Source organism: Clostridioides sp. LIBA-7602, assembly GCF_056688945.1.
In genome coordinates this window covers 3,294,898-3,309,892 of the sequence record NZ_CP196991.1, presented here as the reverse complement: position 1 = coordinate 3,309,892, position 14,995 = coordinate 3,294,898, and the positions used below count along the sequence as shown (strand labels likewise).

Here is a 14,995-nt window from a genome sequence, read left to right as displayed (position 1 = left end):
TAAACTATTGAGTTATATTATATAAGTTACATTGAGATTATATAAATTACATAAAGGGGCGTTTTAAATGAGAGAAGTAAAACCAATTAGCATAGACATACTTAATACTTTTAAAGAAGTAGACGAGGATAAATTAAATGAACTTCTTGCAAATGAACTTAAAAATTTAGACAGAAAAATAATCGTATTAGATGATGACCCAACAGGTGTACAAACTGTTCATGATATCTCTGTTTATACTGATTGGGATAAGGATAGTATAGAGCAAGGTTTTAATGAACAAAATAGCATGTTTTTCATACTTACTAATTCAAGAGGATTTACTGTTAATCAAACTACAGAAGTACATAGAGAAATATCAAAAAATATTGTGGCTGTATCCAAAAAAACTAATAAGGACTTTATAATTATAAGTCGTAGTGATTCTACAATGAGAGGGCATTATCCTCTAGAAACTGATTTGTTAAAAAGTGAAGTAGAAAAATTATCCGATAAGTTATTTGATGGCGAAATAATAATGCCATTTTTCAAAGAAGGTGGCAGATTCACTATAGATAATATACATTATGTTAAAGAAGAAGAAATGCTTATACCAGCAGGAATGACTGAATTTGCAAAAGACAAATCTTTTGGTTACAAATCTTCTGATATAGGTGAGTGGTGTGAAGAAAAGACAAAAGGAAAGTACAAGTCTAATGATATGATATACATTTCTTCTGAAGAACTTAGAGGGCTAAAGATTGAAGCTATAACAGAAAAACTTAAAATGGTTAAAGGATTCAATAAAGTCATTGTAAATGCAACTGACTATGTAGATGTAAAGGTATTTGCAATTGCATTTATACGTGCAGTAAATAGCGGTAAGGAGTTTATGTTTAGAAGTGCTGCTGCCATAACAAAGGTGCTTGGAGGCGTGAGTGATAAGGCATTACTTACTAAAGATGAGTTAGTTTCAAAAGATAATACCAATGGAGGAATTATACTTGTTGGCTCACATGTAAATAAGACTACTCAACAATTAGAAGAGCTTAGAAATTGTAAATACCCAATAGAATTTATAGAGTTTAATCAACATTTAGTTCTACAAGAAAATGGCTTAAAAAATGAAGTAAAAAGGGTTATACAAGTTGTAGAAGAGAAAATAAGTAGTGGAAAAACCGTTGCTGTTTATACTAGACGAGAGCGTTTTGACTTAGATACAAATGATAAAGATAAACAACTTATGATTTCTGTAGAGATATCAGATGCTGTTACAAGTATAATTGGCATGCTTAATGTAAGACCTAATTTCATCATAGCTAAAGGTGGGATTACATCTAGTGATGTTGGTACTAAAGCACTTAAAGTAAAAAAAGCTACAGTAATGGGACAAATAAAACCTGGTATACCAGTATGGATGACAGGGAAAGAAAGCAAATTCCCTAATATGCCATATATAATTTTCCCTGGCAATGTTGGAGAAGTCAGTACACTTAAAGAATCTGTTGAGATACTGATGGGTTAGAACATTAATGGATTAGAGTATTTAGAGTATAAATATTTAGATTTATTGATTAAAAAATGAATAAGCTAAAATTAATATCTAAAAAATAATAGTACATTAAGCAGTAAGGTTTAGAGTATTTATCAAAAATATTCTAAACCTTACTCTTATGTGTGAGTGTTTTTATTATTAAGTTTATATGATGTTTATTACACTATTTATCTTTTTTTATTGATTTAATGTCTTCTTTGATTTTATTTAAAATATCCTTATGTTTATTAGAGCTTATATTAGGGAATGCTTTGATAATACGTCTATGAAGTAATTTGTGGTTAGACAATAAATTATTAAGTTTATTTTTAAGCTCATCAATGCGGTTTCTAGCATAACGATAGTTTTCTTTTTCCTTAAGTATTTCAAATCTATCCTCTAAAGTCTCAAGTCTATTTTCAACCAAAGATTCGAGTTTGCTTTCAATAGTTTCCTGTGTAATAAGTTTGTAGTATTCCTTTTTATCTTTTAATTCTTTAATTATAAGATTGATTTGTTTTAGTTTGCCATTTAATTGTAAGATTGTATGTACTGTAATTACTAAATCTAAAACAAAATAAACTTCTATAGATATAGCCAGTATAAATAGTATATTTTTAGGTATAGAGTTTATGAAATCAACTACAATAGGATGTACTATAAGCATTACAATTAATGATAATACACCAAACATGAGTGAGTTTTCTAGACAAACTCTTCCATTAATATTAAATTTATGCTTAGAATAATCCCACCAAGTCATATTAAATATTTTTTCTAATACAAAGCTTGTAAGATATTCCATTACACTAGTTATAATTATACTAAATAAAAATAACAAGGGAATATTGTGAACAAAAGGAGTCAAGGTAGCAACTATCGCTAACGCTCCAAATCCATATATAGGGCAAAATGGTCCATTTAAAAATCCTCTATTTACAAATTGCTTTTGTAAAATTGAACAATATGTAGTCTCACAACACCATCCTATAAAACTATAAATTACAAAATAAAGAAATTGAATATAAAATATACTCATAAGCACCTCATTTCTAGTTAATATAATACTATATACTTGATATTTTATTTTTATGACTAATTTATTTAAAATTCAATTTACATATTGATTATACCAATTTATAGGAATTTATCAAATTTAATTACAGTTATAATATTATATATGATTATAATAATGAGATTTTATTTAAAATAAATAAGGGTGTCAAGTATAATCAAACTAATAGTTGTAGATACTCTACACTATGTTAATTTAATCATATTTGACACCCTTATATTTATTTATATTATGATTGTTTACATTTGAAGCTAGAACAACATGTTTCAACATAAAGATTTACTCTATCAGTTTCAGGAGCAACCAATATATTATCAAGTGTACATAAGCTACCATCTTTATTGTATTTGCAAGTTTTTACACTACACACTAATTCTTCACAATTTCTATTATTAACATTACTTGATAGATTACTATAAATAGATTCGTCTAAAAATGAACTACAACAAGTATGTCTATCATTGTGAGCTTGCTCACCATTTATAAAAATTTTATCTGCATAACATATATGGCTGTTATTATGTGAGCAGTTAGTTACATTACAGTTTATTCTTTCCAAAGTTATTACCTCCTAAACGATTATTTACTATAAATTATGTCCATATAATTACAAGAATATAACCTTTAAGAGAAATCTCTCTTTTATAAAATATCTATTCTTAGAGTAATTTGATATGTAAATATATTTTCTTCTAAAATTTACCTAAATTGTATAAAAACTTACAGCTTGGAGAAAATAATAGTAAAAGGAGGCGTAATCAATGTTTGAAAAGAAGAAAAAAGAATTATTTCCTTGGAAAATATCTGCCTTAATACTAGTTGGAGTATTTGTATTAAGTAGTGGAGTTTATATAGGGACAAGATTAAAACATAATGGAGTTCAAACTGGTGAAGTTGTAAGTACTAGTGCGAATATGAATGAAAAGTCAAAAGAAGCTTTTGGATTAAATAAAAATTGTGAAGTTTGGCTTCAAAGTGAAGGCGAAAATGAAACTAATTATAAGAGAACACTTACAATGGCTGGTATAGTACCAGAATCATTATTAGATAAGACAAAATCAGAAATAGTATCATATTTTAAAAAAGAGTATCCAAGTAAAGAAATAAAGAGCATGGATAAAAATGAAATCATACTAGTAGAATCTAAATATAATGATAATAAAGATGTACAAGCAATGAATGCCACTATAAAAGGGAAGTATACGATTGAAAATGATAATGGAAATATAGCATTATATAAATATGATAGTAGTGGAAATAAAACATTAGTAGAAAAAACAAAAATAAGAGTAGATTCACTTCCTAAGACAGTTCAAGATGAAATCAAAAAAGGTGTAGTTATGGATACTGAAGAAGATGCTTATTCAAGATTGGAAGACTTTGCAAGTTAATACTAAGTAAGTTAATATTAAAATTGTAGTCACATTTAATTCCTATAAAATACCATAATTTATTTGTACTAAATATAAAAGTTATACTGAAGTAAAATCTTGCTTTGGTATGACTTTTTTACTTTATTTTATATTTTACATATACCATTTTATGATTTGTTAATATTATTTATGGTATAATGATTTAGAACATAAGTTTTTATGAGAAATACATTTTGGTATTTCTTTTATTTTTAGGGGGAATTTTAAAAAATGATAATATTGGGGATTGACCCAGGTATAGCTATAGTTGGATATGGTATAGTTGAATACAAAAATAGCAAGTTTAAGGTAATAGATTATGGCGCAGTGACAACACCTGCACACATGAATATATCGAGAAGATTAGAACTTGTATATAAAGGAATTGATACAATCGTAAAGAATTACAATATAGATGAAGTTGGAATGGAAGAATTATTCTTTAACAAGAATGTAAAAACAGCTATAACAGTTGCACAAGCTAGAGGTGTTACTATGCTTGCATGTGCTCATAATGGGAAACCAGTGTATGAATACACTCCACTTCAAGTAAAACAAGGTGTAGTTGGATATGGAAGAGCAGATAAGGCACAAGTTCAACAGATGGTAACTTCATTTTTGAGTTTAAAAAAGGTTCCAAAACCAGATGATGTTGCAGATGCTTTAGCTGTGGCTATTTGTCATGCTCATTCAAATAAACTTGAAAAAACTCTAAAGAATATAGGTGGTAAGTATGTATAGTTATATAAAAGGTACAATAGAAGAGATTTATATAGACAATATAGTTATTGAAAATAATGGTATAGGATATAAGATAAATGTGTCATCCAATACAATCATGAATTTAAAAGTGGGAGAGGCTACAAAAATATATACTAAGTTAATTGTGAGAGAAGATGATATGAGTCTTTGTGGTTTTGTAAGTAGGGAGGAACTTAAGATGTTTGAGTTACTTACATCTGTATCTAAGATAGGACCTAAAGTGGCACTTTCAATACTATCATTTGCATCACCAGCACAGTTAGGAGCTTATATTTTAAGTGAAGATATTGGAAAATTATCCAAAGCTCCTGGTGTTGGGAAAAAGACAGCAGAGAGAATTGTCTTAGAACTTAAAGATAAAGTAGATAAAAATAATATAGACTTTGAACCAACATTATTATCACAAAAACCTACTTTCATATCTCAAGATGAATCTATAGATGCACTTGTAGCTTTGGGGTATACCTTAGCCGAATCAAAAGATGCAGTTCAAAAGTGTAAAAAGGATGGTATGGATACAGAAGCCATTATAAAGAAAGCACTTACATATATAATGAGTAAATCTTTGAAATAACATTTACACTTTAAAATAATATTTAGAGTATGAATGTAGATTTCAAAATATCAAAGTAGATTTCCAAAAGTACGAGAGGAGGGGTATAAATGCAAGGCTTTGAAGATGAAAATAGAATAATAACTTCTACAATGAAGACAGAAGATATAGATATAGAAAATAGTCTAAGACCAAAGACTCTAGAAGATTATTTGGGGCAAGAAAAATCCAAAGAGCAACTTAGCATATTTATAGAGGCAGCTAAATCAAGAAATGAACAGTTAGACCATGTGCTTTTATATGGACCACCAGGTCTTGGAAAAACTACACTAGCTAGTATAATAGCTAATGAGATGGGTGTAAATTTGAGGATTACGTCGGGTCCTGCAATAGAAAGAGCTGGGGATTTGGCAGCCATACTTACAAACTTGAATGAAAATGATGTTTTATTTATAGATGAGATACACAGAATCAATAGAAGTGTTGAAGAAGTTTTGTATCCAGCAATGGAAGACTTTTGTTTAGACATAATAATAGGAAAAGGGCCATCTGCAAGAAGTATAAGACTTGACCTTCCTAAATTTACACTTATTGGAGCTACAACAAGAGCTGGTATGCTTACAAATCCACTGAGAGATAGATTTGGTGTTATTTGTAAATTGGATTACTATACAGTTGATGAGCTTTCAAAAATAGTACTTAGGTCATCAAATATCTTAGATGCAGAAATACAATCTAATGGTGCTTTAGAGCTTGCAAAACGTTCAAGAGGGACTCCAAGAATAGCAAATAGATTACTAAAAAGAGTTAGAGATTTTGCACAAGTTAGAGCTGATGGAAAAATAACTGATGAGGTAGCAAAAGATGCACTAGAACTTTTAGGTGTTGACAATTTGGGGCTTGATTTTGTAGATGAGAAGCTTCTTATGACTATAATAGAAAAATTTAGAGGGGGACCAGTAGGTCTTGATACATTAGCAGCTTCTATTGGCGAAGATAGAAATACAATAGAAGATGTATATGAGCCATATTTACTTCAGCTAGGCTTTATAAATAGAGGTCCTAGAGGAAGAGTAGCCATGCCATTAGCATATGAACACTTAAAAATTCCATATCCTAATGAAAAATAAAAATAGATTATATAAATATTTATAAAATAGAATAGTCATTAAATTGAAATATTTCTAAAATGGCTAAAAATTCAAACATATCCACAAAATGGTAATTATAACTGTAGATACTGTGGATAAATACGATAAAAATTGTGTGTACTGTATCTATATATTGTGGATAAGATGTATATATCGTGGAAAAATATCTATATATTGTGGATATGATGTATGCTAAAAAGAGCAATTTCTTGATAGATTATGGTAATATTGTGGAAAATAAGTTGTTTTTTTGATATTATTGTAGCTAGAGAAATTTTAAGAGAGGAAGTTTAACATTGAAAACAAGTGATTTTAAATTTGACTTACCACAGGAACTTATAGCTCAAGTTCCTATAGAAGATAGAGCTAGTTCAAGATTGATGGTATTAGATAAAGAGACAGGAGATATTGAGCATAAAGTCTTTAGAGATGTAATAGAATATTTAAATCCAGGGGATTGTTTAGTCTTAAATAATACTAGAGTTATACCAGCTAGATTAATAGGAGAGAAGCTTGAAACTGGAGGTAAAATTGAATTTTTATTATTAAAAAGAACAGAGGAAGATACTTGGCAAGCTCTAGTAAAACCAGGAAAAAGAGCAAAAGTAGGTACTAAATTTTCTTTTGGAAATGGAAAGTTGATTGGAGAAGTTGTAGATTTATCAGACGAAGGTTCAAGAATTATAAAGTTCCATTACGATGGGATTTTTGAAGAAATCTTGGATGAACTTGGAAATATGCCACTACCTCCATATATAACTGCTAGATTGGATGAAAAAGAGAGATACCAAACTGTTTATTCAAAGCACAATGGTTCAGCAGCAGCACCTACAGCAGGATTACACTTTACAGAAGAACTATTAAGCAAAATAAAAGAAAAAGGTGTGGATATAGCCTTTGTAACTTTACATGTTGGTTTAGGAACTTTTAGACCAGTAAAAGTAGATGATGTTTTAAATCATAAGATGCATTCAGAATATTATATGGTTAGTCAAGAAGCTGCTGACAAAATAAATAGAGCAAAAGAAAGTGGAAATAATGTAATATGTGTTGGAACTACTAGTTGCAGAACTATAGAGTCAGCTTGTAATGAAGATGGAAAGATGGAAGAAACTAGCGGATGGACAGAGATATTTATATATCCAGGTTATAAGTTTAAAGTTCTAGATAAGCTTATTACTAATTTTCATTTGCCAGAGTCTACATTGATAATGCTAGTAAGTGCTATTTGTGGAAAAGATAATGTTTTAAATGCATATAATGAGGCAGTAAAAGAAAGATATAGATTCTTCAGTTTTGGAGATGCTATGATTATAAAGTAGGGAGGTAATTGATGCATAGTTTACAAAAACAAAAAAAGAATAACCCTATATTAAAGATTGCTTTTATATTTGAACGTGTGTTAGCAGTGGTGGTTCTAATAGCTGTATTTCTAGGAACAATAGATGTGTTAAGACTTATGTGGGGAGCATATATAGTTGACTTTCAAAATCCAGTACAATACAGTCAGCTTAATGACTTCTTAGCACAAATATTACTTCTAGTGATAGGTGTTGAACTTGTAGTAATGCTATCACTTCATATACCAGGAGCATTTATTGAGGCACTACTTTATGCTATAGCTAGAAAAATGTTGTTACTTCCTAAAAATGAAGGAATGATAGATGTTTTAATAGGTGTTATAGCTATTGCAGGACTTTTTGCTATAAAAAAGTTTTTAGTAACAAAAGACAAGAGTGCACTTAATATAATGAGTATACATGATGAAGAAGCAATTAAAGAACAACAGGATAAAGACGATAAAGATAAATCTATTTAGAAAATCTATTAGACGAATAGATTATTACAAAGACATTTTAAGAAATAATGAGAAATAAATATTATTAAGGAGAACTTTATGTACGCAGTAAGATACGAATTGATAAAAACTTGCAAACAGAGTGGTGCAAGGTTAGGAAGATTACACACTCCACATGGGATAATAGAAACGCCAATATTTATGCCAGTTGGAACTCAAGCAACTGTCAAATCTATGACACCAGAAGAACTAAAAGAGATTGGTTCACAAATAATACTTAGCAACACATACCATTTATATATGAGACCAGGTCATGAACTTATAAAAAGAGCAGGTGGTCTTCATAAGTTTATGAACTGGGATAAGCCAATACTTACAGATAGTGGAGGATTCCAAGTATTTAGCTTAGGACCTTTAAGAAAGATAAAAGAAGAAGGTGTAGAATTTAGGTCACATTTAGATGGTTCAAAACATTTTCTAACTCCAGAAAAAGCTATGGAAATACAAAATGCATTGGGGTCAGATATAATGATGGCCTTTGATGAGTGTGCGCCATACCCAGCAGATAGAGAGTATGTAAAGAATTCATTAGAAAGAACAACAAGATGGTTAAAAAGATGTAAAGATGCCCATAATAATACAGACAAGCAAGCTTTATTTGGTATAATACAAGGTGGGATGTATAAAGATTTAAGAGAGCAATCAGCAAAAGAAATAACTAGTATTGATTTACCAGGATATGCTGTTGGTGGACTTAGTGTTGGAGAGCCAAAGCCACTTATGTATGATGTATTAGAACATACAACTCCATTTATGCCAAAAGATAAACCAAGATACCTAATGGGAGTTGGTAGCCCAGATGATTTAGTGGAAGGTGTTATAAGAGGTATTGACATGTTTGATTGTGTTTTACCTACTCGTATAGCTAGAAATGGGACTGCAATGACTAGTCAAGGGAAAGTTGTAGTTAGAAATGCAACTTATGCTGAAGACTTTACTCCACTTGACCCTGAATGTGATTGTTACGCTTGTAAAAACTATTCAAGAGCTTATATAAGACATCTTATAAAAGCAAATGAAATATTGGGTGCAAGATTAATAACTACTCATAATCTTCACTTTTTATTAAATTTAATGAAGCAAATAAGACAGGCAATAATGGAAGATAGATTACTTGATTTTAGAAATGAATTTTTTGCAAAATATGGGTATGAAATATAGGTTTTGCACTATTAATTATAATCATTTTAATATATAATATTCAATAGTACTCAAAGCTAAAGAAAGTAGATTGTTATATAAATATTTATTATAATTTACAAAAGAGTATAATTTACAAAGGAGTGAAAAATTAATGCCACAGCAACAAATAATGATGAGTATAGGTCTATGGGTAGTAGTAATAGCAATCTTTTATTTCCTAATGATTAGACCTCAAAAGAAAAAAGACAAACAATTAAAAGAAATGAGAAGTAGCCTAGGTGTAGGAGACAAGGTCGTTACAATAGGTGGAATAGTAGCTAGTGTAGCTAAAGTTGAAGATGATGTTGTAATACTAGAATTAGGACCAAATAGAACTAAAGTTCCATTTGAAAAATGGGCTATAGGGACAGTTCAATCTAGAAAAGAAGAAATAGAAGAACAGTAAAATAGTAATTTAAAAGCCTTTTCTCGAATATATATTAATTTGAGAGGAGGTTTTTTTATGGGAAAATCTAATTATATTTTTAAAGGTCTAGGATATGCGTATATAATAACTTTGGCTGTTTTATTAGTGTATAACTTATTTTTGACATTTACAGATATTGGTGGAGATAATATAACTATGGTTGCATCATTTATAACTACCATTTCTGCAGCTATAGGTGGTTTTTATACTTCAAAACACATGAAAGAAAAAGGTCTTGTGTATGGACTTTTGGTTGGACTTTTGTACATAGTATGTATTTTTTTAACTGTGTTTTTAGCACAAGAAAAGTTTGTGTTTGAAGTAGGAATGATTTATAAGTTATTGTTAATATCAGCAGCGGGAGGTATTGGAGGCGTATTGGGTGTCAACTTTAAATAGAGTTTATATTAGAGTAGTTTTGTGATATAATCAATAGGAAACAATTAGAAATGGAGGCGTTGAAAATGGAAAATAAACATGTAAAAACTTTATCTCAAGCTACTTTAAAGCAAAGTGCTGCAAAAGGTGGATGTGGAGAGTGTCAAACTTCTTGTCAATCAGCTTGTAAAACTTCTTGTACAGTTGCAAATCAAGAGTGTGAAAGATAGAAAATTATTGACTTAGTTATTTTCAAGAGGGTACTTCAAAATGATTCTATTATCATTATGAGGTATCCTCTTTTGTTTTACAATGATTATTGTGATAAATAGTAGTATTAAACTTTGTAAAATAGTATTAAATTAGTGATGTATATTTAATTTAAATATAAAGGATTAATTAGCAAAAACTAGTATGATAGTATGCTCAAAATATAAAATTTTATACGTCGATTTTTAAAATTTAAGTTAGTAAATTATGTAAACACATAAAATATATTGAAAAATAATATTATATATAATATTATTTATATGTGGGAAATACGAATATAAAAAAATCAAAAAATAATATTCGGAGGACATAAATATGTTAAGCAACAAAAAGAGAAGTATGGCAATAGTAATGGCAGGAGCCACAGTTATGAGTGCAGCAGCACCAATATTTGCAGACAACACTGTGTCAGAAAATGTTGATAAAAGTTACACAGTAAGTGCGAAAGATTCTACTAAATTAATTGAAGAAGTTAGAAAAGCATTAGAGATTAAATTTGAAGAGACAAAAGCAGGAGCAAATGTAAATGATAGAGTTTACGATATAAAAGTTGACAATGTAAATTTAACTAATGCAACTCAATTACAAAACAAAATAAACGCATTAGTAGAAGGACAAAGTTTAAAAGTTACTATACAAGACAAAGGTCATCAAACTCTAGGCGGAAAAGTAGTCGACTATAAAATTGAAAATTACAAAACAGCTCAAGAAATAGTAGATGCAGTTAATGCTTTCAATGTAACTTTAGCAGAAGATTCTGATAGCAAATTAACAGCAACAATAAAATCTACAAGTTCAGTTGAAGTAAAAAGAGCGAAAGATTCAAAAAATGTTATTACTATAAATGTGGGAGACCAACACTTAGATTTCTCAAAACAAATAATATCAGAAGAAAGTGCTTTTGAAGGCTATGAAAAGAAATATAGTGATATAGAATCAAAAGAATTACATACAATAACAGTTAAAAATGCAGATTTACAAGATGTATCAGCAGAAGATTTATTCGATGGAGTTAGATTAACTACATCAGGAAGAGAAATAGTTAATAAGGTTAAAAATGGATATTCTTTAACATTTGAAAATGTAGCAATACTTACTCAAGAGCAAGAAGAGAGTGATGATAAAGATAAGCCAGAAAAATCAAGCTTTGATATGATTTTAAGCAAGACAAATGAAAAGCCAGAAACAATGAGTATATCAAGTAAAAACCATAAGTTAGTAAGAGATTTACACAAAGTATTAACTGATGTTAAAGATGGAAAAGAATTAAAGGTGGAAGTTTTATCTGGAGATTCAAGATTTACAACAGCAGTAGAGGTTAGCAAAGAGAGATTTAATGATGGAGTAGCAGAAGCAATAATCTTAGTTGGAGAAGATGCTATAGTTGATGGATTGGCATCAGCACCACTTGCATCTCAAAAAAATGCACCAATACTATTATCAAAGAAAGATTCATTACCATCAGAAATAGAAGCTGAGATATTAAGAGTACTTGGAAGCAACTTATCTTCTAAGAAAATATATATAGTAGGTGGAGAATCTAAAATATCAAAAGAAACTGAAGAAAAACTTGCTAAGTTAGGTGTAAGTAAAGTTGAAAGAGTTTCTGGAGAAGATAGATTTGAGACTTCTTTAGAAATAGCAAAACAATTAAAAGATACATTTAAAACTGCTTTTGTAGTGGGTGGAAATGGAGAAGCAGATGCTATGAGTATATCTGCTAGAGCTGCTCAGTTTGGTGCTCCAATAATAGTTACAGGTAACGAATTGGATGCTAAAGCTGAGAAGTTATTAAATGGAAAAGAATTAGAAATAGTTGGTGGAGAGAACTCTGTATCAAAAGACGTTGAAAATAAATTAGTTGAAATAGATTTAAATAATAAAGTTGAAAGATTAGCAGGAGAAAACAGAAAAGATACTAATGCTAAAGTAATCAACAAGTACTATGCAGGAGCAACTAAAGCATATGTTGCAAAAGATGGTTATGTAGGTGGAAATGGACAATTGGTTGATGCACTTACAGCAGCACCACTTGCAGCTAGTGCAAAAGCACCAATAATATTAACTACAGAAGAACTTTCTAAGTCACAAGAAGAAGTAGTTGAATTAAGACTTAAGAATACTACTAAGTTAGTACAAATAGGTGAAGGAATAGCTAAAAATGCTATTGAGAAAATAGCAGAAAAGATAAACTTATTTACTAGAAACTAATAGTATATAAAGTTTAAATTTGTAAGTTTATTTAGATAATGTTTAGCTAAGTAAGATATAATATAGATAATAAATAAGTATAAACAATTAAAATAGAAATAATGACAAGATGGTATCTTAAAATAAGTTGGGATACCATCTTTTTATTGTTTTTGATTATTATATCTTGTAGTCAATGTATCTTAAGATGTCTATTTAAAAAACTTTGTACATAAGAAAGTTTATAGAAAATAAATACTTATTAAATTATATTGTTTTGAGTGTATAACTTAATAAAACTTTTGAGACTATCACTTAATTAAAGAAAATAAGTTATAATGTTTTGAATTTATGAATAATAAAAACTTTAATTATATTGTTTGAGTTAGATGGATAACTATGGTATCATATATAAAATATGGTAACAAAATTGTAACTTTTTATTAAGTTTAAGTAAAATCAATATAACAAAATTATAAAAACTAATATTGGGGGTAAAAAAATATGAAGAATAGTAGAAAGATATTTGCTATAGGACTTACACTATTTTTAGTAATGGTAAATACTCCTAGAGTAAATGCGCTCACATCAGTTGAACAAATAAAAGGAACTGACAGATATGAGACAGCAGCAAAAATAGCAGACAAACAAAACTACAATACAGCAATACTAATCAATTCGGATAATAGCTTGTCAGATGGCTTGAGTGCAAGTGGTTTAGCAGGAGCATTAAACGCGCCTATTTTAATGACAAAACAAAATCAAATCCCAAATACTACTATGGAAAGATTAAACAAAGCAAATACTATATATATAATAGGTTCAGAATCGACAATAAGTAAAAATGTTGAAAATCAGTTACTATCTAAAAAGAAGGTTGTACAAAGAATATTTGGTGAGAATAGATTTGATACAAGCATAAAAATAGCTGAAAAAATCAAAGAAATCAAACCAATAGATAAAGTAATTATAGCTAATGGATTTACAGGAGAAGCAGATGCAATAAGTGCATCACCAGTAGCAGCAAGAGATGGAGTACCTATAATACTTACAGATGGAAACAGTGTAGGATTTGATACAACAGGATTAAAAAGTTATGCACTTGGTTCTAGTGAGATAATAAGTGATGAACTGGTTAAGAGTACAAATTCTGTTAGATTGGGTGGGAAAGATAGATTTGATACCAATAAGAGAGTTATACAAGAATTCTATAAAAACAGTAAAGAATTTTATTTAAGTAAAGGTATGCAACTAACTGATGCATTGGCAGCTTCTACAATAGCAAAAAATGCTCCTGTAGTTTTAGTTGAAAATGGTAGCAACAAGAGTATTTTAAGTGGTGCAGATAAATTGACTGTACTAGGAGGAATAAATCAAAATGTCATCAAGCAATGTATAAATCAAGCTTCACCAAATCAACAAGGATTGTACTATAATCCAAATGATAAAGTATTTAAGGATAGAATAAAGGGAAAAATATATGCTCTTACAAAACAATACAGAAAAGAGAATGGAGTAAGAGAGTTATCTGTAGCAAGTAGATTAGAAGGTCTAGCAAATGACTGGTCTAATTTAATGGCAAATAAAAAGACCTTATCTCATACTATAAATGGTAAAAATTCGTATTCTACTTTTTTGAAGTATCTAGATTGGAGTGAGATTAAACCTGGATACATTTCTGTTCAAGGGGAAAATATAATTAAGTATAAAATCCCAGATAAGCCTGTATATACAAATAGGGATGCAGATGATATAGGAAACTTTATTTTTAATGAGTGGAAGACAAATCCTGAGGAAGGTACAAATATGTTACATAAGGGATATGAGATAATGGGATTTGGATTAACTATGACAGGTGATAAGACTATATATGCAACACATGAGTTTTATGGAAGATATAAAGAATAAGTATTTATCAAGATTTAGATATTTTAATAATAATATATATAAGCGCTGGAAATATATAATAAGATAATAATTAGAAAATAACGTATAAGTAATGTATTTATAATGATAAAGAATATTTATATTAACATAATAATATAAATATTCTTTTTTTGTATTTTAACATAAAAAAATTGTATTAAAAAGTTTAAATATAGTATAAAATGGGTATAAAAGCATTGAAAATTAAATGGCAAAATTAGGGAAATCTAATGACGCAAAACTATAGGGATTAAAGCTTATAAAGCCATATCAGCCAGTTGCTAAAAAGAGCAAGTTC

General features: G+C 29.1%; 15 protein-coding genes and 1 riboswitch. Of the genes, 13 read left to right on the top strand and 2 right to left on the bottom strand.

Going from position 1 to position 14,995, the window contains the following annotated elements; genetic code table 11:
• The first annotated feature begins 67 nt into the window (after positions 1–67).
• On the top strand, positions 68–1,504 hold the full coding sequence (locus ACTG45_RS15580) for a four-carbon acid sugar kinase family protein (RefSeq protein ID WP_479919324.1): 1,437 nt from the start codon (positions 68–70) through the stop codon (positions 1,502–1,504).
• 193 nt (positions 1,505–1,697) lie between these two features.
• Here ACTG45_RS15580 and ACTG45_RS15575 read toward each other — a convergent pair whose 3' ends face one another.
• Together ACTG45_RS15575 and ACTG45_RS15570 are read right to left on the bottom strand one after the other, a co-directional pair.
• Positions 1,698–2,552, bottom strand: a complete 855-nt coding sequence (locus tag ACTG45_RS15575) for a putative ABC transporter permease (RefSeq protein ID WP_021385758.1) — start codon at positions 2,550–2,552, stop codon at positions 1,698–1,700.
• A 265-nt stretch (positions 2,553–2,817) separates the two neighbouring features.
• The gene (locus tag ACTG45_RS15570) at positions 2,818–3,147 is read right to left on the bottom strand and encodes a DUF1540 domain-containing protein (RefSeq protein WP_021385749.1); all 330 of its coding nucleotides are present in this window, start codon (positions 3,145–3,147) and stop codon (positions 2,818–2,820) included.
• Positions 3,148–3,349: 202 nt separating this feature from the next.
• On the opposite strand from ACTG45_RS15570, the gene ACTG45_RS15565 reads away from it, so the two are divergent.
• The 12 genes from ACTG45_RS15565 to ACTG45_RS15510 all read left to right on the top strand — a co-directional run bounded on the left by ACTG45_RS15565 (position 3,350) and on the right by ACTG45_RS15510 (position 14,679).
• Complete coding sequence (locus ACTG45_RS15565) at positions 3,350–3,979, top strand: hypothetical protein (protein ID WP_479919323.1); 630 nt, start codon at positions 3,350–3,352, stop codon at positions 3,977–3,979.
• 252 nt (positions 3,980–4,231) lie between these two features.
• Positions 4,232–4,741 carry a crossover junction endodeoxyribonuclease RuvC gene (gene ruvC / locus ACTG45_RS15560; protein ID WP_021385741.1) on the top strand — a complete coding sequence of 170 codons (510 nt, stop codon included), beginning with the start codon at positions 4,232–4,234 and terminating at the stop codon, positions 4,739–4,741.
• Positions 4,734–5,336 carry a Holliday junction branch migration protein RuvA gene (gene ruvA, locus ACTG45_RS15555; protein WP_479917356.1) on the top strand — a complete coding sequence of 201 codons (603 nt, stop codon included), beginning with the start codon at positions 4,734–4,736 and terminating at the stop codon, positions 5,334–5,336. The genes ruvC and ruvA overlap by 8 nt, the downstream gene beginning before the upstream one ends.
• Before the next feature lie 89 nt (positions 5,337–5,425).
• The gene (gene ruvB / locus ACTG45_RS15550; protein ID WP_021385734.1) at positions 5,426–6,445 is read left to right on the top strand and encodes a Holliday junction branch migration DNA helicase RuvB; all 1,020 of its coding nucleotides are present in this window, start codon (positions 5,426–5,428) and stop codon (positions 6,443–6,445) included.
• Between the two features lie 317 nt (positions 6,446–6,762).
• On the top strand, positions 6,763–7,788 hold the full coding sequence (gene queA / locus ACTG45_RS15545) for a tRNA preQ1(34) S-adenosylmethionine ribosyltransferase-isomerase QueA (protein WP_479919322.1): 1,026 nt from the start codon (positions 6,763–6,765) through the stop codon (positions 7,786–7,788).
• A gap of 11 nt (positions 7,789–7,799) precedes the next feature.
• Positions 7,800–8,285, top strand: a complete 486-nt coding sequence (locus ACTG45_RS15540; protein ID WP_021385759.1) for a phosphate-starvation-inducible PsiE family protein — start codon at positions 7,800–7,802, stop codon at positions 8,283–8,285.
• A 78-nt stretch (positions 8,286–8,363) separates the two neighbouring features.
• Complete coding sequence (gene tgt / locus ACTG45_RS15535; protein WP_021385739.1) at positions 8,364–9,485, top strand: tRNA guanosine(34) transglycosylase Tgt; 1,122 nt, start codon at positions 8,364–8,366, stop codon at positions 9,483–9,485.
• Positions 9,486–9,618: 133 nt separating this feature from the next.
• The gene (yajC, locus tag ACTG45_RS15530) at positions 9,619–9,912 is read left to right on the top strand and encodes a preprotein translocase subunit YajC (RefSeq protein WP_021385756.1); all 294 of its coding nucleotides are present in this window, start codon (positions 9,619–9,621) and stop codon (positions 9,910–9,912) included.
• A gap of 57 nt (positions 9,913–9,969) precedes the next feature.
• On the top strand, positions 9,970–10,332 hold the full coding sequence (locus tag ACTG45_RS15525) for a TIGR04086 family membrane protein (RefSeq protein ID WP_021385745.1): 363 nt from the start codon (positions 9,970–9,972) through the stop codon (positions 10,330–10,332).
• 65 nt (positions 10,333–10,397) lie between these two features.
• Positions 10,398–10,541, top strand: coding sequence for a six-cysteine ranthipeptide SCIFF (gene scfA, locus ACTG45_RS15520; RefSeq protein ID WP_009891067.1), 144 nt, complete (start codon positions 10,398–10,400; stop codon positions 10,539–10,541).
• A gap of 355 nt (positions 10,542–10,896) precedes the next feature.
• A complete protein-coding gene (locus ACTG45_RS15515) occupies positions 10,897–12,792 on the top strand; it encodes a cell wall-binding repeat-containing protein (protein WP_479919321.1) in 1,896 nt (631 codons plus the stop codon).
• A gap of 483 nt (positions 12,793–13,275) precedes the next feature.
• A complete protein-coding gene (locus ACTG45_RS15510; protein WP_479919320.1) occupies positions 13,276–14,679 on the top strand; it encodes a cell wall-binding protein Cwp9 in 1,404 nt (467 codons plus the stop codon).
• Positions 14,680–14,897: 218 nt separating this feature from the next.
• Positions 14,898–14,983: riboswitch (cyclic di-GMP riboswitch) on the top strand.
• The last annotated feature ends 12 nt before the right edge of the window (positions 14,984–14,995 follow it).